At 68.8% G+C, this 20,546-nt stretch carries 19 protein-coding genes; 8 read left to right on the top strand and 11 right to left on the bottom strand.

Going from position 1 to position 20,546, the window contains the following annotated elements; translation table 11 throughout:
- Position 1: 1 nt before the first annotated feature.
- The 8 genes from ACFOWB_RS11105 to ACFOWB_RS11070 all read right to left on the bottom strand — a co-directional run bounded on the left by ACFOWB_RS11105 (position 2) and on the right by ACFOWB_RS11070 (position 7,794).
- Entirely contained in the window at positions 2 to 982 is a 981-nt protein-coding gene (locus tag ACFOWB_RS11105) for a type II secretion system F family protein (RefSeq protein WP_261404877.1), read from the bottom strand.
- A gap of 11 nt (positions 983 to 993) precedes the next feature.
- A complete protein-coding gene (locus ACFOWB_RS11100; protein ID WP_378147281.1) occupies positions 994 to 2,454 on the bottom strand; it encodes a CpaF family protein in 1,461 nt (486 codons plus the stop codon).
- A gap of 25 nt (positions 2,455 to 2,479) precedes the next feature.
- Positions 2,480 to 3,751: an AAA family ATPase gene (locus ACFOWB_RS11095; RefSeq protein ID WP_378147279.1), complete on the bottom strand. Its 1,272-nt coding sequence runs from the start codon at positions 3,749 to 3,751 to the stop codon at positions 2,480 to 2,482.
- 5 nt (positions 3,752 to 3,756) lie between these two features.
- The gene (locus tag ACFOWB_RS11090) at positions 3,757 to 4,473 is read right to left on the bottom strand and encodes a CpaD family pilus assembly protein (RefSeq protein ID WP_378147277.1); all 717 of its coding nucleotides are present in this window, start codon (positions 4,471 to 4,473) and stop codon (positions 3,757 to 3,759) included.
- A 26-nt stretch (positions 4,474 to 4,499) separates the two neighbouring features.
- Positions 4,500 to 5,966, bottom strand: coding sequence for a type II and III secretion system protein family protein (locus ACFOWB_RS11085; protein ID WP_378147274.1), 1,467 nt, complete (start codon positions 5,964 to 5,966; stop codon positions 4,500 to 4,502).
- Between the two features lie 44 nt (positions 5,967 to 6,010).
- Positions 6,011 to 6,799 carry a Flp pilus assembly protein CpaB gene (cpaB, locus tag ACFOWB_RS11080; protein WP_261404880.1) on the bottom strand — a complete coding sequence of 263 codons (789 nt, stop codon included), beginning with the start codon at positions 6,797 to 6,799 and terminating at the stop codon, positions 6,011 to 6,013.
- 150 nt (positions 6,800 to 6,949) lie between these two features.
- On the bottom strand, positions 6,950 to 7,450 hold the full coding sequence (locus ACFOWB_RS11075; RefSeq protein ID WP_261404881.1) for an A24 family peptidase: 501 nt from the start codon (positions 7,448 to 7,450) through the stop codon (positions 6,950 to 6,952).
- A 188-nt stretch (positions 7,451 to 7,638) separates the two neighbouring features.
- Positions 7,639 to 7,794 (bottom strand): Flp family type IVb pilin, encoded by a 156-nt coding sequence (locus tag ACFOWB_RS11070; RefSeq protein WP_261404882.1) that lies wholly within the window; start codon positions 7,792 to 7,794, stop codon positions 7,639 to 7,641.
- Between the two features lie 393 nt (positions 7,795 to 8,187).
- Between ACFOWB_RS11070 and ACFOWB_RS11065 the strand changes: the two genes are divergently transcribed.
- The 3 genes from ACFOWB_RS11065 (at position 8,188) to ACFOWB_RS11055 (ending at position 10,778) form a co-directional block, all read left to right on the top strand.
- A complete protein-coding gene (locus tag ACFOWB_RS11065) occupies positions 8,188 to 8,664 on the top strand; it encodes a pilus assembly protein N-terminal domain-containing protein (RefSeq protein WP_378147271.1) in 477 nt (158 codons plus the stop codon).
- A 114-nt stretch (positions 8,665 to 8,778) separates the two neighbouring features.
- The gene (locus ACFOWB_RS11060) at positions 8,779 to 8,952 is read left to right on the top strand and encodes a hypothetical protein (protein ID WP_261404884.1); all 174 of its coding nucleotides are present in this window, start codon (positions 8,779 to 8,781) and stop codon (positions 8,950 to 8,952) included.
- Between the two features lie 152 nt (positions 8,953 to 9,104).
- On the top strand, positions 9,105 to 10,778 hold the full coding sequence (locus ACFOWB_RS11055) for a formate--tetrahydrofolate ligase (RefSeq protein ID WP_378147268.1): 1,674 nt from the start codon (positions 9,105 to 9,107) through the stop codon (positions 10,776 to 10,778).
- A gap of 186 nt (positions 10,779 to 10,964) precedes the next feature.
- Here the strand turns inward: ACFOWB_RS11055 and ACFOWB_RS11050 are convergent, their stop codons facing one another.
- The 3 genes from ACFOWB_RS11050 to ACFOWB_RS11040 form a co-directional block, all read right to left on the bottom strand.
- Positions 10,965 to 12,719: a nitrilase-related carbon-nitrogen hydrolase gene (locus ACFOWB_RS11050; RefSeq protein ID WP_378147266.1), complete on the bottom strand. Its 1,755-nt coding sequence runs from the start codon at positions 12,717 to 12,719 to the stop codon at positions 10,965 to 10,967.
- Between the two features lie 274 nt (positions 12,720 to 12,993).
- A complete protein-coding gene (locus tag ACFOWB_RS11045) occupies positions 12,994 to 14,001 on the bottom strand; it encodes an NAD(P)H-quinone oxidoreductase (protein WP_378147264.1) in 1,008 nt (335 codons plus the stop codon).
- A gap of 75 nt (positions 14,002 to 14,076) precedes the next feature.
- Complete coding sequence (locus ACFOWB_RS11040; protein WP_378147262.1) at positions 14,077 to 15,333, bottom strand: MFS transporter; 1,257 nt, start codon at positions 15,331 to 15,333, stop codon at positions 14,077 to 14,079.
- 157 nt (positions 15,334 to 15,490) lie between these two features.
- Here ACFOWB_RS11040 and dapF point away from each other — a divergent pair, with 157 nt between their 5' ends.
- The 5 genes from dapF to ACFOWB_RS11015 all read left to right on the top strand — a co-directional run bounded on the left by dapF (position 15,491) and on the right by ACFOWB_RS11015 (position 20,546).
- Complete coding sequence (gene dapF, locus ACFOWB_RS11035; protein WP_378147260.1) at positions 15,491 to 16,363, top strand: diaminopimelate epimerase; 873 nt, start codon at positions 15,491 to 15,493, stop codon at positions 16,361 to 16,363.
- A gap of 238 nt (positions 16,364 to 16,601) precedes the next feature.
- Entirely contained in the window at positions 16,602 to 17,966 is a 1,365-nt protein-coding gene (locus tag ACFOWB_RS11030) for a leucyl aminopeptidase family protein (protein WP_378147258.1), read from the top strand.
- Between the two features lie 122 nt (positions 17,967 to 18,088).
- Positions 18,089 to 18,652 carry a YqaA family protein gene (locus ACFOWB_RS11025; protein ID WP_378147256.1) on the top strand — a complete coding sequence of 188 codons (564 nt, stop codon included), beginning with the start codon at positions 18,089 to 18,091 and terminating at the stop codon, positions 18,650 to 18,652.
- A 57-nt stretch (positions 18,653 to 18,709) separates the two neighbouring features.
- On the top strand, positions 18,710 to 19,555 hold the full coding sequence (locus tag ACFOWB_RS11020) for a C40 family peptidase (RefSeq protein ID WP_378147254.1): 846 nt from the start codon (positions 18,710 to 18,712) through the stop codon (positions 19,553 to 19,555).
- Positions 19,556 to 19,565: 10 nt separating this feature from the next.
- On the top strand, positions 19,566 to 20,546 hold the full coding sequence (locus ACFOWB_RS11015) for a M23 family metallopeptidase (protein ID WP_378147251.1): 981 nt from the start codon (positions 19,566 to 19,568) through the stop codon (positions 20,544 to 20,546).

The raw sequence follows: 20,546 nt of genomic DNA, 5'->3' as shown, positions 1-20,546 counted from the left end.
GTCAGTAGTCGAAGCTGATCATCTTCTTCATCACCAGCACGCCGCACAGCATCCAGGCCGCGGAGCCGGCCAGCATGAACCGGCCGATGTCGGTCGAGAACATCTGGTTCATGTAGTCCGGGCTCGTCATCGAGATGACGCCGATGGTGATGATGGGCAGCGCGCCGATGATCGAGGCGGACGCCTTCGCCTCCATCGAGAGCGAGGCGATCTTCTGCTTGATCTTCTTGCGGTCGCGCAGAACCTTGGCGAGGTTGCCGAGCGCGTCAGACAGGCTGCCGCCGGCCTTCGACTGGATCGCGATCACGATGGCGAAGAAGTTCGCCTCGGCGACCGGCATGCGCTCGTAGAGCTTGCCCACCGCCTCCGCGAGCGGGATGCCGACGGTCTGCTCCTCGATGATCTTGCGGAACTCGGTCTTCACCGGCTCCTGCGTCTCGTTGGCGACGACGCGCATGCAGTCGCCGAGCGGCAGGCCCGCCTTCAGGCCGCGCAGGATGATCTCGACGCCGTCCGGGAGCCCCGTGAGAAACTTGGCGATGCGGCGCTTCTTGAGGAAGCCCAGCAGCCAGCGCGGAGCGCCGAGGCCGCCGACGAAGGCCGCGAGGCCCGCGACCCGCGGATCCTGGGTGCCGACGAAGGCGCCCACGCCGAAGACCGCGGCGATGATCGCGCTCACGATGTAGAACTTCTCGTTGCTCCATTGCAGCCCGGCCTGGGCGATCCGCATCTGGAGGGTCGGCCGGTTGATGCGCTTCTGGCGGTCGTCAAGCGCCTTCAGGCTCTCCGAAACCTGTCCGCGACGCAGGGTCTCCTGCGCGGCCTCGCTGACGGCGCGGCGGCGGTCCATTCCCACCATCTTCTGGCGCTGCTCGACCCGCGCCGCGCCCGACAGGTAGGGATAGATCAGCGCGTAGGCCGCGCCGCCCGCCGCGACCGTGGCGAGCAGGACGATCGGAAGCTTTCCGCCGAGATCGATCATCGCACGGCTCCTCAGGCGACCCTGGAGGTTTCGACGTCCATCGCGTCGATGGCGGCGGCGAGGCGAGTCTCCTCGCCGAAGTAGCGCGCGCGCTCCCAGAACCGCGGACGTCCGATGCCGGTGGAGCGGTGGCGGCCGAGGAGCCGCTTGTTCGCGTCCTCGCCGAGGATGTCGTAGAGCACGATGTCCTGGGTGATGATCACGTCGCCTTCCATCCCCATCACCTCGGTGACGTGGGTGATGCGGCGCGAGCCGTCGCGAAGGCGCGAGGCCTGCACGATGACGTCGACCGAGGTGCAGATCATCTCGCGGATCGTCTTCGAAGGCAGCGAGAAGCCGCCCATCGTGATCATCGACTCCAGACGCGAGAGCGCTTCGCGCGGGGAGTTGGCGTGCAGCGTTCCCATCGAGCCGTCATGGCCCGTGTTCATCGCCTGCAGGAGGTCGAAGGCCTCCGGTCCGCGCACCTCGCCCACGATGATCCGCTCGGGACGCATGCGCAGGCAGTTCTTCACGAGGTCGCGCATGGTGACCATGCCTTCGCCCTCGAGGTTCGGAGGGCGGGTTTCGAGACGCACCACATGCGGCTGCTGCAGCTGGAGCTCGGCGGCGTCCTCGCAGGTGATGATGCGCTCGTCCTCGTCGATGTAGCGCGTCAGGCAGTTCAGGAGCGTCGTCTTGCCCGAGCCCGTGCCGCCGGAGATCAGCACGTTGCAGCGGACGCGCCCGATGATCTTCAGGATGTCCGCGCCCTCCGGGCTGATCGAGCCGAAGCGCACCAGCTGGTCGAGGGTCAGCTTGTCCTTCTTGAACTTACGAATGGTGAGCGTCGGGCCGTCGAGCGCGAGCGGGCTCACGATGACGTTGACGCGCGAGCCGTCCGGAAGACGCGCGTCGCAGATCGGCGAGGCTTCGTCGACGCGGCGGCCGACCTGACTCACGATCCGCTGGCAGATGTTCAAGAGCTGGGCGTTGTCGCGGAAACGGACATGGGTGGTCTGCACCTTGCCCGAGACTTCGATGAAGGTCCGCTCGGCGCCGTTGACCATGATGTCGGCGATGTCGTCGCGGGCGAGCAGCGGCTCCAGCGGGCCGTAGCCGAGGACGTCGTTGCAGATGTCCTCGAGCAGCTCTTCCTGCTCGGCGATCGACATCACGACGTTACGGATCGCGATGATCTCGTTGACGATGTCGCGGATTTCTTCGCGCGCGCTCTCGACGTCGAGACGGGCGAGCTGGGCGAGGTCGATGGCCTCGATCAGCGCGCCGAAGATCCGGCTCTTGGTCTGGAAGTAGTCGTCGTTGCGACGGTTCTCGTTCGGCTGAGGCGGCGCGGGGCGCGCCTCGGCCGCGGCGAGAACGGGGGCCGGAGCGACGCTCACGAGCGGCGCTCCGAAGTCGCCGCTCGCGGTCGCGCTGCGTCCTAGGCCCGCGCCGGCCGGCGTGATCGTCGATCCGCGTTTTCCGAACATGAGGTCGCGTCCTGTCGTCGCCGGCTCAGCCGGCCTTCTTCCACGGAATCTTCGCCATCAGCGGCTCGAGCAGGTTCTTGCGCGAACGCTTCGCCTCGCTCTTGCCGGTGAGGCGCTTGGCGAGGTCGAGGAAGATCTCGTTGATCTTGTGAGAGGGCGAGGTCTCCGCGGCCATCTGGCCGTTGTTCGCGGCCGTGCCGAAGAGCTGCGGATCGAACGGGATGACGGCCGACGGCTCAAGGTCGAGCGCCTTGGCGAAGTCGGCCGGCTTGATCTCGGCGCGCTTGGGAACGCCGACCTGGTTCAGCACGAGCTTCGGCGCGCTGTCGTTGGGACGGGCGATCTTCAGCAGGTCGATCAGGTTCTTGGCGTTGCGCAGATTCGCAAGGTCCGGGGTCGCGGCGATCACCACCTCGTCGGCGGCGATCAGGGCGCGCTTGGACCAGGCGGTCCACACATGCGGCACGTCGAGCACCGCGCAGGGGACGTTGGCGCGCAGGATGTCGATCAGCGGGTCGTAGACGTCCTCGTGGAAGTCGTAGACCCGGTCGAGCGTCGCGGGCGCGGCGAGCAGCGACAGCTGCTCGGTGCATTTCGACAGCAGGCGGTCCACCACCGCCGCGTCGACGCGGTCGGGCGCGAACACGATCTCTGCGACCCCCTGGGGCGGGTCCTGGTTGAAGTTGAGGCCCGCGGTGCCGAAAGCGAGGTCGAGATCGACCACGACGCTGTCGATCTTGAGCTGCCGCGCGATCGCCCAGGAGACGTTGTGCGCGATCGTCGAGGCGCCGACGCCGCCCTTGGCGCCCACGAAGGCGATGTTGCGGCCGACCGGGTTCGCGCCGGGCGCGTGGAAGATCTCCGAGAGCGCCCGGACGAGATCGACGACGCCGAGCGGCGGGACGAGATAGTCGGAAATCCCGAGACGCATCAGCTCGCGATAGAGCAGCACGTCGTTGACCTGGCCGATGACCACGACCTTGGTGTCGCTGTCGCAGACCGAGGCGAGACGGTCGAGGGTCTCGAGCAGACGCTCGCGGTGATTGTCGCCCTCGATGATGATGACGTTGGGGGTCGGCGCGGTCTTGTAGGCCTCGGAGGCCGCGAGGCCGCCGCCCATCTGGACCTTGACGTGCGCCTTCTCCATGCGGCGGTCCGAGGTCGCCTGCTCGACGAGGCGGGCGATCTCGGGCGTCTCGCAGAACGCCTGGATGGACACGCGCGGCAGCGGCGCGATCACGGTGTCGGCCGCCGGCTGGGCGGAGGGCGGCGTCTGGCCGCCAAGCAGATCCTTCATGCCCCTCACTCCTTCGCGACGTCGCTGACGACCGCGTCCGCCTGGCGGTAGCCGGTCGTGGTGTCGCCGCCTTCGCGATGCTTCTCGATGATGGTCTGGCGGCGGGCCGCGTAGATCGGCGCTTCGGCGCGGGGGCGCGCGATGTCTTCGGGATCGGCGACCTGGGCGGCGAGGTTCTGCTGGTTGGCGCAGCCGAAATTCCAGTATTCGCGGTTCTCGGTCGCGCCGTAGAGGTCGCCGCCGCCGGAGCCGAGGTCGTCGGGCCAGAGGCCGCAGGCGTGGCTCACCTGCGCCTTGAGCTTGACGTAGCCGAGCTTGACGAGCCCGATCTCCTCGGGCCCGGCCGGCGTGTAGCGCTGGCTGACGATCTGGGTCGCGGGGACGCCCGCCGAGGCGAGCGCCGAGCGCACCGCCGTCGCGCCGAAGGCGCCGGCAGGAGCCATCATGCCGATCGGGCCGCGGCCGTTCTTGCGCCAGTCCGCCGCGAAGGCGCGGACGTCTTCTTTCTGGCGCGAGGTGAGGCCCTGGGCGCCCGCGCCGACCGGCAGGTCGAGACGGGTGGAGCCTTCCGCGAGCACGATCGGGTGGCGTTGGGCGACCGTGGTGGGGTAGCTGTCCGCCACGATCCGTTCGGCGTGGCAGCCGCCGAGCGCGAGGCCTGCGCCGCAGGCGAGGGCCGCGAGGCCGAGGCGCGGCGAGGACGGGCGACGATGCGAGGTCATCTTCGGAACTCCGTTCGGTGCGCGCGTCAATCGATGATGAAGCCGGCCCGACGACCGACCGTGTGCGGGTCGATCTGGCCGGGGACGCCGTAGAGGCGGTTCAGACGTCCGAGGAAGACCGCCGAGGGTTCGGACGGCTCCGCGAAGCCGTCGTCGGGGCTTGCGAGCTTGTCGGCCGAGGTCGCCTTGGCGAGATACGGCGTGACGAGGATGACGAGCTCGGTCTCGCTCTTGAGGTAGTCGTTCGAGCGGAACAGCGCGCCGAGCACCGGCAGCTTCGTCAGGCCGGGCCAGCCGGCGAGCGAGCGCTTGGTCTGCTGCTGGATGAGGCCGGCCATCGCGATTGAGCCGCCCGAGGGCACCTCGACGGTGGAGTTGGCGCGGCGGACCTGCAGGCCCGGGATGATGAGGCCGTTGTCCTGGATGCCGTTGGCGGCGTCGAGCTCGCTGACTTCGGTCGCGACCTTGAGGCTGATGCGGCCGCTAGAGAGCACGACAGGCGTGAAGTTCAGGCCGACGCCGTAGTCCTTGAACTCGACCGTGCGGGTGCATCGGCCGCTGTCGTCGATCGTGCAGGGGCCGGGGAACGGATACTGGCCGCCGGCGAGGAACTTGGCGCTCTCGCCCGAAATCGCGGTGAGGTTCGGCTCGGCGAGCGTGCGCACGACGCCCGCGCGCTCCATCGCCTGAAGGCGCGCCGAGAGCGTGCCGCCGCCAAGGCCCACCGTCGCGAGCAGATTGCCGCCGGGCGAGGAGTTGTTGGCGCCGAAGGGGAACGACGAGGCGAGCTTCTTGCCCTGGTTCATCACCTCGTTGCCGAGGAACTTCACGCCGCCGGCCGCGACGCCGTTGAAGCCGTAGTCGATGCCGAGCTGCTTGATGATCTCGCGCTTCATCTCGACGACCTTGACCCGCAGGAGAACCTGGTCCTGGCCTTCGATCTTGAGCGCGTTCACGACCTTCTTCGGATCGGCCATGTAGCCGGCGGCGATGTCGATGGCGGTCTGGGCTTCCTGGGCGGACTTCACCGAGCCCGTGACCACGACGCCGTCGCCCACGCCCTCGACCCGGACCTGGCCGCCGTCGATCGAGCGGGCGATCGAGGAGCGGATCGAGCCGACGTCGCGCGACACCGAGACCTCGTAGGAGGCGATCTCGCGGCCGTTCTCGTCGAGGAACTTCACGTCGGTCTGGCCGGGGCCGGCGCCGATCAGATAGGCCTTGCGGGCCGACCGGACGACGGCGTTGGCGACCGCGGGATCGGCCACGAAGACTTCCTTGGCGTCGCGCGGCAGCGTGACGACGTAGGACTTTCCGATGCCGAGCTCGACCCGGCCGCCGTCCTGGCCCGCGCCGTCGGCGGCCAGATAGGCGGGGTCGGCGGCGAAGGCCGGAACGGGCGCGGCGACCGCGAGCGCGGTGGTCGCGACGAGGGCGGCCCGCAGGGTCCGCCCGAGCGCGTCCCTGAAGCCGCGACGGTGGTGGTCGGTCATCGCGAAGCCTTTCCGCGAAAGAGAACGTTCGTTGAGGGCCATGCTCACTGCCCGCCCTGGCTCGGCACGCCGAAGCGCACGACGGTGACCGTGTCGCCGCGCTTGCGGGGCGTGGCGTCGTTCGGGTCGACGGCGGTCGGGCCGGAATCGACGAGGGAGCGCAGCGCGAGGGCGATGACGCCCTGCTGGCGGCTCAGGGAGATGCGCTCGGCCTGGGCCGGCGAGAGCTCGAGCGTCGCGGTCTTGCCGACCACGACCTTCGCGCCGTCCTTGTCCTCGACCGTCTGGTCGATGGCGAGAATGCGGATGTTTTCACCGAGCGTCTCGGTGAAGCTCTCGTCGCGGCCGTTGCGGCCCGCGACCTTGCGGGTCAGCAGCACGTCGACGCGGTCGTTCGGCAGGATGAAGCCGCCGGCGCCGGTCTCGGGCGAGATCTCGATCGAGATGGCGCGCATGCCGGACGGCAGGATCGCGGCCATGTAGCCCGAGCCCGTCCCCTTGATGAGCTTGTCGGGGCGGATCGGCTCGCCGGCCACGAAGGGCGAACGGGCGATCGATCCGGCGGTGTTCTGGACCGCTTCCGGCGCGGCGTCGCGCTGCACGAACACGGCGTTCGCGGCGTCGCGCGGCCAGGCCTGCCAGCGCAGGTCGTCGGCGCTCACGGCGCCGCCGAGCTCGATGTCCTTGGCCGCGACCAGAACGTCGACCATGTTGGGGTTACGCGCTTCGACGACCGGAGCGGGCTGCTCTTCGTTCGAGCCGCCGGCGAGCATCGCCGCGCCGGCTCCCGCCGTCAGCGCGATACCCAGAACCACGAGCTGAGCCGCTTTCATTTAGTCCCCCGAGCGTCGAGGCCTGCAAACCTGGCCTGAACCGTCTCGCAAAGAGGACCACTGAAACGTCAATTCATGGTTAACGTCGTCTCGACAAGCGTCTCTAACAAATCGTTATTGTAAGCGATTGACGAAAACTTGCCCGTCGGCTCAGCTCAACGCCGAGAACCAGGAGGTGTCCGTCCACAGCGCGAGCGTGCCGGCCGACAGCGCGATCCCGTAGGGCACGCCGCATTTTGGGTGATGGAGCCGCGCGAGCCAGCTGACGCCGCCGAGCGCGGGATGCAGCGGGCGCTCTCTGTAGTAGAGCATGCCGAGGGTGAGCGCGCCGCCGAGCATCGCGAAGGACACGAACCAGGCGAGCAGCGGCTCGAAGCCGAGCCAGAGCGCGATCGCGGCCGCAAGCTTGGCGTCGCCGCCGCCGATCCAGCCCGGAGCGAAGAGCGCGAAGCCGATCACAAGCACGAGAAACGCCGCGCCGAGATGGGAGACGAGCTCCCCGGCCGCCATGCCCGACAGCGGCGCCGCGACGGCGAAGGCCGCCACCAGCGCGAGCACGAGGCGGTTGGGGATCGTCATCGTCATCAGGTCGGAGACCGCCGCGGTGACGATGAGGGCCGGGATCACCGCGACGACGAAGATTTCAAGCATGGCTGAAGTCCGACGTTGCTGGACGCATCGAGCGCGAAGCATTGACCGGCAGGCGCTAAGAAAGCGCAAACGCGGGGGCCACAAACGACAAAGACCGTCGCTCCCAGGGGAAGCGACGGTCCTTTTGTCCAGCGGCCTGACGAGGCGTCAGGATCTGCGTGAAGGCCGGCCCCTTGCGGGGACGCGGATCACTGCAGGTTGCTGTTGACCTTGGTGAAGGCGCTGTTGAGGCTGGTGCCGATGCCCTTAACGACGGTGATGATCGCGATTGCGATGCCGACGGCGATCAGGCCGTACTCGATCGCGGTGGCGCCGGACTCGTTCTTGACGAAAGCCTTGATCATGGTGGAACTCCAGGTTCACAGAGGTTTGCGACAGCACTTGTCCCGTGTCCTTCTGTCGTCGTCGGTCCACCGGGAACGAGTGCAATCTACCCCCGCCGCCTTGCGATTAGGTTAATGCCGAAAGCAACTCGTATGTGATTTAAATTCATGACTTTCACGGTTAAAGCATTCTTGCCAAGTTCATTATGATTAATTCCAATTAAATCATCGCGTCATCTCGGTCGCCATCTGCCCGTGGGGGCGGTCAGTCGTCGGACGCCGATGGTCGATCCGCCTCCGCGGTCAGGCTGAGACCGACTCCGGCGCGGGCCCCAGCATCCACGAAGCTGATCTTAGGCATTCGTTCACCCAAATCGGCTTTGATGCGGGCATCGAATGTTAGGGATCGACGCTATGGCCACGTTGCTCAGGACTTCGGTCTGGTCCGCAGCCGTCCTGTCCGTATTACTACTTACGCCTGCAAAGGCGGTCGAAGCCCCCGAGCCGGGTTCGCTCGAAGTGGCCGTCGACCGCGCGAGCGTGGTGCGGGCGCCGGCCGGCGTCGCGACGGTCGTCATCGGCAACCCGCTGATCGCCGACGCCACCACGCAGAAGAACGGCGTGATGATCGTGACGGGCAAGAGCTTCGGGTCGACCAACATCATGCTGCTCGACGGCGCCGGCGCCGTGCTGAGCGAAACCATCGTCAACGTTCGCCGCGCGAACGACGGCACGATGGTGGTGCAGCGCGGGGCGAAGCGCGAAAGCTTCTCCTGCACGCCGCGCTGCGAGCCGACGCTCGCGATCGGCGACACCGCCGAGAGCTTCAGCCAGACCGCGGGCCAGATCTCCCAGCGCAACGGCATGTCCTCGGCCCGTACGGGCGACTGACGGTGGCCGCGGCCCTGGCCGCGGTCATCTTTCGCTAAGATTTGCGAGGCAGCCTCTGGCCACGAGCCGGCGGCCGCCTTCGCGCGTCGCCGCCCTGCAACCGGAGCCGCATCCATGGCCGCGATCGCACGCCGCGCAGCTCACTTCCGGACCGGGTTCGGAACCCGTCGCGCCGCCGCCACCGTCGCCGCGCTGACGCCGTTGCTCGCGCTCGCTCTTTCTTGCCTCGACGGGATCGTGGTCGTCGCCGCCAGCCAGTTTTTCGGCGCGGCCGCGGGCCTTCGCTGAGCCTCGCACGGTTCCGGCGCGCCCTTAATACCTTCGTCGCGAGAAGCCTCTAGCCGGTCGCCTTCGGGTTGCTGAGCCGCCTCCGACGCGGCAAAACGGCCGCCCGGCCGATGGGCCGGACCCCGTTTCCCGCCGCCGGAGGCCCGCGCACCATGCCGACCGACATCGAGATCGCCCGCGCGGCGACCCTGAAGCCCATCGCCGAGATCGCCGCCAAGGCCGGAATTCCGGAAGACGCGCTTCACCTTCACGGCAAGCACATCGCGAAAGTCGACGACCGCTTCATCGCCGAGCTGCCGGCGAAGAAGAACGCCAAGCTCGTGCTCGTCACCGCGATCTCGCCGACGCCCGCGGGCGAGGGCAAGACCACCACGACGGTGGGCCTCGGCGACGCGCTCAACCACATCGGCGAGAACGCCATCATGTGCCTGCGCGAGCCCTCGCTCGGGCCGGTGTTCGGCGTGAAGGGCGGCGCGGCCGGCGGCGGCAAGGCGCAGGTCATCCCGATGGAGCAGATCAACCTGCACTTCACCGGCGACTTCCACGCCATCACCAGCGCCAACAACCTGCTGGCCGCGCTCGTCGACAACTCGCTCTACTGGGGCAACCCGCTCAACATCGACCCGCGCCGCATCGTGTTCCGCCGCGTGCTCGACATGAACGACCGCACGCTGCGCTCGATCATCTCGGGCTGCGGGGCGCCGACCAACGGCTACACGCGCGAGGCCGGCTTCGACATCACGGTCGCGTCCGAGATCATGGCGATCTTCTGCCTCGCGAACGACCTGAAGGATCTCGAGGAGCGCATCGGCCGCATCGTCGTGGCCTACACGCCGGACAAGAAGCCGATCACCGCCAAGGACGTCGACGCCCAAGGCTCGCTCGGCGTGCTGCTGCGCGACGCGCTGCGCCCCAACATCGTGCAGTCGATCGACGGCTCGCCGGTGTTCATCCATGGCGGGCCCTTCGCCAACATCGCGCATGGCTGCAACTCGGTCATCGCGACCAAGACCGCCATGAAGCTCGCGGACTGGACCGTGACCGAGGCCGGCTTCGGCGCGGATCTCGGCGCCGAGAAGTTCATGGACATCAAGTGCCGCTTCTCGGGCCTCTCGCCCGACGTCGTGGTGATCGTCGCGACCGTCCGCGCGCTCAAGATGCACGGCGGCATGGCCAAGAACGACCTCAAGACCGAGAACGTCCAGGCGCTGAAGGCCGGACTCGTCAATCTCGGCCGCCACATCGAGAACGTGAAGAAGTTCGGCGTGCCGGTCGTGGTCGGCATCAACCACTTCTTCGCCGACACCGACGCCGAGATCGACACGCTGCAGAAGGCTGTGCGCGAGGACTTCGGCGTCGAGGCCGTGGTCTGCAAGCATTGGGCGGACGGCGCGAAGGGCGCGGAAGACCTTGCGCGCGCGGTCGTCAAGATCGCAGGCGAAGAACCCTCGAACTTCAAGCCGCTCTACGACGAGGACCTGCCGCTGCTCGAGAAGGTCGAGAAGATCGCCAAGGAGATCTATCGCGCCGACAAGGTCACGGCCCCGGCTTCGGTCAAGAAGCAGCTGAAGGAATGGGAAGAGGCCGGCTACGGCAAGTTCCCGGTCTGCATCGCCAAGACCCAGAACTCGTTCTCGGCCGACCCGACCGCCTTCGGCGCGCCGACAGGCCACACGCTGCCGATCCGCGAGGTGCGGCTCTCGGCAGGCGCGGGCTTCGTCGTGGTGGTGTGCGGCGAGATCATGACGATGCCGGGCCTGCCAAAGGTGCCGGCCTCCGCCAACATCAAGCTGCTCGAAGACGGCACCATCGACGGCATCGCCTGAGGCCGTCTCTCCTCCCCTTGTGGGGAGGGGTCGGGGGTGGGGGTGTTTCGGAAAGGGCGAAGACGGCGACGCCGCTCGACGCTGAACCGTGGCGACCAATTCTGAGCCACCCCCACCCTTACCCTCCCCACAAGGGGGAGGGAGGCGGTCCGCGTCGCGGCTCTATGACTCGGGAAGTCGCCCCCCTCAGGCGACCGCCGCCGCCTGCTCGTTGCCGGCCTCGACGGCGAGCGGGACGTAATGGTGCGGCAGCCGCATCGTCACGAGATCCTTCCGGCGGATCGGGTTCGTCGGATAGGGCGTGTCGAGGTTCGAGGTGTCGATCTCCGACACCGCCACCCCCTCCCCTTCGAACACGATCGCTTCGGTGCGCGGGAACACGAAGGTTTCCGGCCCGAACACGCCGCTCTTGCCCGGATAGCCGGCGTCCTCGTCGAGCACGTTGGCGAAAGCCAGCACCACGTTGTTCTCGCCCGCCCGCGCCCGGAAGTGGTGCCAGTGGAACGGGTCCGCGCCGGTCGGGATCGGAAAGTTCTGGGCGACGTCGGTGCCGGCGTGCCCGAAGCTGAACTGGCCCCCGATCGCCGCCGGAACCGCGATCGCGTCGCAGCCGCGCAGCGCCAGGATGCGTCCGGCCTCCGGGAACAGCGCATCGTGGCCGATCAGCAGGCCGACGCGGCCAAGCGGCAGGTCGAAGACCTTCCAGCTGTCGCCCGCGCTCGCCCAGCCGCGGTCGCGGCTCGCGAGATGGATCTTTCGGTACGACCCGACGAAGCCCTCGGGCCCGACGAGAACCGCGGAGTTGTAGATCTTTTCGCCGTCCTGCTCGGCGAGCCCCGCCACGATGTGGATCTTGAGTTTCGAGGCGAGCGCCAGCAGGCGCGTGACGGACACGCCCGAAAGACCTTCCGCGCGCGAGGCCGGATCCTCGAGACCTGTGACGGCGAGCTCCGGGAACACGACCAGCGCAGCGCCTTCGGCCGCCGCCTCTCCCGCGAATTCGGCGATCCTCACGAGGTTCGCCGCGACGTTCGAGCTCGGCGCGAACTGCGCCGCCGCGATCTTCGAGCGCCTGCCCGCCGGCAGCGGACGGTGGCCGTAGAGGCTGAAGAAGTCGAGCGGATTCCAGCCGGACTGTCCGGTGGGAAGCTCGCGGTAGAGATCCGGGCGGCGCTGCGCGAAGGTCGGCTCGCCGAGCACCACGCGCTCACGCGCGCGGTCGGTGTCGATCTCGGCCGTGATCACGCCGTCGCCGCCGTCGATCACCGCGGCGATCGCGCCGTCGGGCTCGATCACGCAGCTGCCGCCGGAAAACTGGACGGTGCGCTCCAGACCCCGGCGGTTGCTCTCGATCAGGTAGCAGGAGTTTTCGAACGCCCGGCTGATCCAGTAGGGCGCGGGCGTGCGCTCGGAGAGCCAGTTCGACACATGGCAGATCACGTCCGCGCCGCCGAGCGCCACGAGCCTCGCGGTCTCGACGAAATGGATGTCCATGCAGATCAGGAGCGCGATGCGGCCGAGCTCGGTCTCGAAAACCTGATGGCCGAGATCGCCGGGCGCCGCCCATTTGGGCTCGGAGATGTAGGGGTGGGACTTGCGGTGTTTTCCCACCAGCCCCTCCGGACCGATGAGCGCCGCGGAGTTGTAGTAGAGCCCGGTGGCCGGCTCGACCTCCGGCATGCCGACGACGATGTGGAGCCCGAGCTCCTTGGCGAGCGCGGCGAAGCGGTCGGTGGTCGCGCCCGGAATGGTCTCGACCTGGGTGGAGACCTCGTCGCGGTCGAACCAGCAATAGCCGGTGGTCCCCATTTCGGGGGTCACGATCAGCTTGGCGCCCTTGTCCGCGGCCTCGCGCACGAGGTCGAGCAGGCGCGTGACGTTGCGCTCCTTCTCGAACATGGTCGGCTCGAACTGCACGGCTGCTGCGGTGAAGACGGTCAAGGCGAGGCTCCGGACAGAGACGCGCCTTACCAAGCCGCCTCACCGGGCGACGATATAAATTCTAGACATCTGCGCTAGATGAAATTTTGAACAGCGGGCGCCGCCATCTCAGGCGCGGGACCGTGAGATGGCGCTTGAACCTGCGCCGTCATGCCCGGCGAAGCCGGGTATCCACGATTTGGTCACAGAGCGCGGCGCCGAACGACCAAGTCGTGGATGCCCGCGCGAAGGCGCGGGCATGTGGGCGGCGGTTCAGGCGCGCAAGAAAGCCCGCTCAGCCCTTGCCAGTCGTCAGCACGATCTTGCCCATATGGGAGCTCTCCTCCATGAGCGCGTGCGCCTCGGAGGCCTTCTCCAGCGGGAAGGTCGCGTGCACGACGGGCTTGGCCTTGCCCGCCTCGATCAGTGGCCACACCTCGCGCTGCAGCGCTTCGGCGAGCCGCTTCTTGTCGGCGACGGGGCGCGCGCGCAGCGTCGAGCCGGTGACGGTGAGGCGCTTCAGCATGATGGGGGTGAGGTCGATCTGCACCTTCGGCCCCTGCATGAAGGCGATCTGCACCAGCACGCCTTCGGGCGCGAGGCTCTTGACGTTCTTGCCCGTATATTCGCCGCCCACCATGTCGAGGATGACGTTGACGCCCTTGCCGCCGGTCTCCTCCTTCAGAACCGCCTGAAAGTCCTCGGACCGATAATCAATCCCACGCGCAGCACCGAGCTTTTCGCAGAACGCGACCTTCTCGGGTCCGCCTGCGGTGGCGTAGGCCGTCGCGCCGCGCGCGACCGCGAGCTGGATCGCGGTCGAGCCGATCCCCGACGTGCCGCCATGGACGAGGAAGCTCTGGCCCGCTTTCAGGCCGGCGCGGTCGAAGACGTTGGCCCAGACGGTGAAGAAGGTTTCGGGAACCGCCGCCGCCTCGACCGCCGTGAGACCCTTCGGAAAGGCGAGGCAGGTCTCGGCCGGGGCCACCGCGTATTCGGCGTAGCCGCCGCCCGTCAGCAGCGCGCAGACCTGATCGCCGACCACAAAGCCCTTCACGTCCTTGCCGACGGCGACGATCCTGCCCGCCACCTCGAGGCCGAGGATCGACGAGGCGCCGGGCGGCGGCGGATACATGCCCTTGCGCTGCATGACGTCCGGCCGGTTGACGCCCGCGGCCGCGACCTCGATCAGCACCTCGCCGTCGCCGGGCGTCGGAACCGGGCCCCTCGCCGTCCCCAGCACCTCGGGCCCGCCGTCGCCGGAGGCGCTCACATAGGTCATCTCGGTCGGCAGGTCGGTCATCTCGGAGCGCTCTCTTGTTCTGCGGAAGCTCGCCGCAGGGTTTGGCGCGCCGGAGCCCGGAGGGCAAGCGGGCCCTTACCCCTCGCGCTTCTCCAGCGACCGCGCGGTCCGCAACTGCGGGAACATCCAGGCCCACAGTCCCGCCACCGCCATGGCGCCGACGCCGCCGAAGATGATCGCGGGCATCACCCCGATCACCGACGCCATCGCGCCGGCGCGGAACTCGCCGAGCTCGTTCGAGGCGCCGATGAACATCATGTTGACGGCGTTGACCCGCCCGCGGACCTCGTCGGGCGTCCAGAGCTGCATGAGGGTCTCGCGGATCGTGACGCTCACCATGTCGGCCCCGCCCATGACCACGAGCGAGGCGATCGAGAGCCACACGGTCTGCGACAGGCCGAACACCACCGCCGAGAGCCCGAACAGGCCCACGCACACGAACATGATGTGGCCGGCGCGATCGGTGATGGGCCGCACGGAGAGCAGCGCCGCGACCGCGATCGCGCCGATCCCGGGCGCGGCGCGCATCATGCCGAGCCCCCAGGGGCCGACGTCGAGCACGTCGCGCGCGACGGCCGGCATCAGCGCATAGGCGCCGCCGAGCAGCACGGCGAAGAGATCGAGCGAGATCGCGCCGAGCACCACCTTCTCGGTGAACACGTAGCGGAAGCCGGCGGCGAGCGAGTCCCAGTTCCGCTCGAGGGTCCGTCGCACGTGCGGGGAGGTGATCATGAGGTTGAGGACGCAGGACGCCATCAAGAGCGCCGCCGCCCCGCCATAGGCGACCGGCGCGCCGAGGCCATAGAGCAGGCCGCCCGTCACCGGGCCGACGATCGTGGCGAACTGCCAGGCGGACGAGCCCCAGGTGATGGCGTTGGCGAGCGCGGCCTGCGGCACGAGGCTCGGCACGATCGCCCAGCTCGCCGGGGAGAAGAAGGCGCGCGCGACGCCGAACAGGAACAGCACGCAGAAGATCAACCCGACCGAGGGCGTCTCCATCAGCGCGACGGCCACCAAGGCAAGCGCTCCCACCGCCTCGACCGCGACGCAGACCGCCATGATGAGGCGGCGCGGGAAGCGATCCGCCACCTGGCCCGTGAACAGCACCAGCGCGATCGCGGGCAGGAACTGGATCAGCCCGACGAGGCCGAGGTCCCAGGGATCGCGGGTGATGTCGTACACCTGCCAGCCGACCGCGACCGAGACGATCTGCACCGCGAACGTCGCGGTCAGCCGCCCGAACCAGAACAGCGTGAAATTGCGGTGGCGGAAGGCGAGCGGCGACTCCGGAACCGGGGTCGCGCCTTGCGCCTCTGGATCGACGGCGGACATGGGGGCACACGAGGCTGTGATGTGAGGTGACCGCTTAGGCGGCTCGGCCGCACGTGTCGAGCCTTCATGCGCAACGCGCCGGTTGCGCCGTCGCGCAGCCTCTCGCGGAACGGCGTCGCCCGGTATATCTACGGCGCACGCAACCAAGGTTCTTGCGATGTCCGCCCTGATCGACCGGCCCTTTCTCAAGATGAACGGACTCGGCAACGAGATCCTGATCGTGGACCTGCGCGGCTCCAAGGCCCGCGCCACGGAAGAAGACGCTCAGGCGCTCGCGCGAGCGCCGAAGACGCATTTCGACCAGCTGATGGCGGTGCATGATCCGCGCACGCCCGGCACGGACGGCTTCATGCGCATCCTCAACGCCGACGGTTCGGAGGTCTCGGCCTGCGGCAACGGCACACGCTGCGTCGCCTGGTGGCTGATGCGCGAAACCGGCCGCCGCGAGCTGACGCTCGAAACCGACGCCGGCTTGCTGATCTGCTCGGCGGGCGAGACGCCGGACCAGATCACGGTCGACATGGGCAAGCCCCGCTTCGGCTGGGCCGACATTCCCCTGTCCGAAGAGTTCGCCGACACCCGCGCGGTCGAGTTGCAGCTTGGGCCGATCGACGCCCCGCTCATCCATTCGCCCTCGGTCGCCAATGTCGGGAATCCGCACGCGATCTTCTGGGTCGACGACCTCAACGTCGTGGACCTGCGCCGTTCCGGACCGATGCTCGAGAACCACCCGCTGTTCCCCGAGCGCGCCAACATCTCGCTCGCCAAGGTGACCTCGAAGGAGGCGATCACGCTCAAGGTCTGGGAGCGCGGCGCGGGGCTCACGCTCGCCTGCGGCACCGCGGCCTGCGCGGCCGCTGTCTCGGCCGCCCGCACGAGGCGCACGGGCCGCGACGTCGTCGTCAGCCTGCCGGGCGGCCCTTTGCGCATCGTCTGGCGCGAGGGCGACGACCACATCCTCATGACCGGCCCCGCGACCTTCGAGCATGAAGGCCGCCTCGCCGCCGAGATGTTCTCCGCAGCGGCGTGACCACCCGACGGCTGGCGCGACGTCTCCGCCCCCTCCCACTAGCGGGGAGGGTAAGGGTGGGGGTGGCTCAGAATGAAGATCAGCCAATGAGCGTAGAGCGACGTCGCCCTCTTCGCCTTTTCCGGAACCACCCCCACCCCCGCCCCCTCGCCGCAAGGGGGAGGGGAGAAGAGCGCGACAGGCCAATCCGGTCGTGCGATGACCTGCTCGCCCTTTCTCGATGCGGAGCCGAACGCACATGACCGACCTCTTCGCGCCGTCGTCCGAGCCCGCGACGCCTGTCTGGTTCACGCCCTCGGGCGAGGCGCTGCCCGAAGCTGCGGCGGCCTGGGCCAAGGCCACGGGCTTCGAGCTCGGCGCGGGCAAGACGCTGCTGGTCCCGGGCGACGGCGGCGCGCTTGCAGGCGTGGTGCTCGGCGTCGAGAAGGCGGACGCGACGTCGAAGAACCCGTTCCTCGTCGGCAAGCTCGTCGGCGCGCTGCCGGCCGGCGCCTATCGCTTCGACGGCGCGGTGGGCGACGCGCGGCTCGCGGCGCTCGGCTTCGGGCTCGGCTCCTACAGGTTCACGCGCTATCGCAAGTCCGAGGCGAAGCTGGTCCGCATCGCCCTCCCCGAGGGCGTCGACGCCGCCGAGATCGAACGCACGATCGCGGCCGTGACGCTCGGGCGCGACCTCGTCAACACGCCGGCCAACGACATGGGCCCGGCCGAGATCGAGGAGGCGATCCGCACGCTTGCGCGCGAGCACGGCGCCGAAGTTTCGTCGATCGTCGGCGACGACCTGCTCAAGGAGAACTTCCCTCTCGTCCACGCGGTCGGCCGCGCCTCGCCGCGCGCGCCGCGCATCGTCGACCTGCGCTGGGGGCCGGAGGACGCGCCGAAGGTCACGCTCGTCGGCAAGGGCGTCGCCTTCGACACCGGCGGCCTCGACATCAAGCCGTCGTCCGCGATGCTGCTGATGAAGAAGGACATGGGCGGTGCCGCGGCCATGATCGCGCTCGCCGCCATGATCATGGGCGCGAAGCTGAAGGTGCGGCTCCGCCTCATCGTGGGCGCGGTCGAGAACTCGATCTCGGGCGACGCCTTCCGCCCCGGCGACGTCTATCCGAGCCGAAAGGGTCTCACGGTCGAGATCGGCAACACCGACGCCGAAGGCCGCCTCGTGCTCGCCGACGCGCTCGCGCTCGGCGACGAGGAGGCGCCCGAGATCATGGTGGACGCCGCGACCCTGACGGGCGCCGCGCGCGTCGCGCTCGGGCCCGACCTGCCGCCGCTCTACACCGACGACGAGGCCTTCGCGGCCGATCTCCTGCGCTGCGCTGCGGCCGAGCACGATCCGCTCTGGCGCATGCCGCTCTGGAACCCTTACGACGACCTGCTGTCGTCCAAGATCGCGGACGTGAACCACATCTCGAGCGGCGCGTTCGCGGGCTCCATCACCGCGGCGCTGTTCCTGAGGCGCTTTGTGGAGAAGGCGCGAAGCTGGGCCCACTTCGACATCTTCGCCTGGGCCCCGAGCGCCAAGCCCGGTCGCCCCGAAGGCGGCGAGGTGCAGGCGTCGCGCGCGCTGATGGCGCTGCTCAGCCGGCGATACGGAGCCTGAGCCGCCTCTTCACGATGGCGTAAGCGGCGCGGTTCGGCGCCGTTCCGTCAAGGAAATCGGTCCATAACCCGCATCGTTCGAACTGAAGCGGTGCGGCGGTGTCACGGGTCTACGACTGGTCGATGAGGATGGCGCGCCACCGGCACGCCGAACGGGCGCTGGCGGCCGCGTGCTTCGCCGAAAGCTCGTTCATCCCGATGTTCCCCGAGGTCATGCTCGTTCCCATGATCCTGGCGGAGCGCGCCAAGGCGTGGCGCTACGCGGCCGTCTGCACGATCTCGTCGGTGATCGGCGGGATCGTCGGCTATCTGATCGGCTATCTGCTGTTCGAGGCCGTCGGCGAACCGATCATGCGGTTCTACGGCATGAGCGGCGACTTCGCGGAGATCGCCGCGAAATACAACGAGTATGGCTGGCTGATGGTGCTGATCGGCGGCGGCATCACGCCGATCCCCTACAAGGTCATCACCATTTCGAGCGGCCTCACCCAGCTCGACTTCATGACCTTCGTGCTCGCGAGCATCGTCGCGCGCGGGGTGCGTTTCGCCCTGCCCTGCGGGATCATCTATTTCTTCGGCGACCACGCAAAGCGGTTGATGGAGACCCGCGGAAAACTGTTCGGCTGGATCGCGCTCGCGCTGGTCATCGTCGGGTTCCTCGCCGCGCCCCTGCTATTCGGCGATTGACGCGAGGATCGCGTCGGCGCTTGCTCCGCGGCCCGATCTTTCGAGGATTTGCGCCGCATGGCCGTGCCGTTCGACCGCCGCGTCACCCCTGCCCGCCCGGACGTCGCGGCGGCGCGCCTCAAGGGCAAGGTCGAGGCGCTGCGGTTCACGCAAGGTCAGCGTCGCCGCGTTGCGGTCGGCCATGCGGGCTTGCGCCGGGCGCCGGGCGCGTCGTCGCCGCTCGAGACCGAGGTCCTCTACGGCGAGGAAGTCACCGTCTATGACGAGCTCGAGGGCTGGGCCTGGGGCCAGCTCGTGACCGACGGCTATGTGGGCTACCTGCCCTCCGCGGCGCTCTCCGAAGAGCTCGGGCCCGGCCCGACCCACCGGGTCGCGGCGCTCCGGACGCTGCTGTTCCCCTCCCCGTCCATTAAGGCTCCGCCGGTCGACGCGCTGTCGATGGGCGCGCGCGTCAGCGTCGTGGGCTTCGAGGACCGCTTCGCGGTGCTCGACACCGGCGCCTATGCGGTCAGGGGCCACCTGAAGCCGCTCGACGGCTTCGAGACCGACCCCGTGGCGGTCGCCGAGCGCTTCGTCGGCGCGCCCTATCTCTGGGGCGGGCGCACAAGCCTCGGGCTCGACTGCTCGGCGCTTGTCCAGACGGGCCTTGCGGCCTGCGGCGTGCCCGCCCCGCGCGACAGCGACATGCAGGAGGCCGATCTCGGCAAGCGGGTCGATCTCGAAAAGGCCCGGCGCGGCGACCTCGTGTTCTGGAAGGGCCATGTGGCCTTCGTGCGCGACGCCGACACGCTTCTGCACGCCAACGCCTGGGCGATGGCTGTCGCGGTCGAGCCGCTCACATCCGCGATAGAGCGGATCCGAAAGGCCGGAGACGAGGTGACGAGCGTCCGCCGCATCGGCTAGACCTGAAGCCATGAGGATCCGTCTCGCCTTGGCCTGCGTGGTCCTGTCGGCGCTGCCCACAGCCGCCGTCGAGCTGTCCGCGCCGATCGTCTGTCCGGCCGGGCTCGTCTGTCCGGTCCAGAACCTCTTCGACCACGATCCCGGCAAGGGCGTGCGTGATTTCCGCTGCACGGCGCTCGGCTATGACGGCCACGACGGCGTCGACTTCCGCGCGCCGACCACTGCCGCGCAGAAGGCCGGCGTCGAGGTGCGGGCCGCCGCCCCAGGCGTCGTGGTCGGAACGCGCGACGGTATGGAGGACGCCGGCCTCAAGGCGAGCGGCCGGGAGGCGGTCGAGGGCGTCGAATGCGGCAACGGCGTCATGATCCGCCATGACGACGAATGGTCGACCCAGTACTGCCACATGGCCAAGGGGTCGGTGGCGGTGAAGAAGGGCGACCAGGTGGCCCGCGGCCAAGCGATCGGGCGGATCGGGCTCTCGGGCGCGACCGAGTTTCCCCATCTTCACTTCGCGCTGCGCCGAAACGGCGAGCCCGTCGATCCCTATGCGGTCGACGGCCCGTCCAGTTCCTGCGGCGAGACGAAAAGCGCATGGGCCGCGGACGCCGCCGCGGCCGTCGCGATCGAGGCGCCGCTTGTGCTGAACGCAGGCTTCGCGGACGGCCCGGCGCCGAACGAGGACATCGAGAGCGGCGCCATCGAGGCGCGGGCTCCGGGAAGCGACCCGGCGGCGCTGATGGCCTTCGCCCGCGTGGTCGGGCTGGGGCGCGGCGACGGCGTTCGCGTCACGCTGTTCGCGCCGGACGGTCGGGAGCTCTCCCGCAACGATGCGCCCGTCGCAGAGCGGCCGAAGGCGCAGTGGTCGCTGTTCACCGGCCGCAAGCGCCCTGCGGCGGGCTGGCCGGCCGGCGACTATCGCGCGAAGATCGAGATCCTGCGGTCTGGCCGCGCGCTGAAGACGCGCGAGCTGACGGCGCGGCTCGGCGGCTGA

Source organism: Chenggangzhangella methanolivorans, assembly GCF_042648545.1.
GTDB lineage: Bacteria > Pseudomonadota > Alphaproteobacteria > Rhizobiales > Methylopilaceae > Methylopila > Methylopila methanolivorans.
The sequence above is the reverse complement of the archived record's forward strand: the minus strand, read 5'-3'. Positions and strand labels throughout refer to the sequence as shown.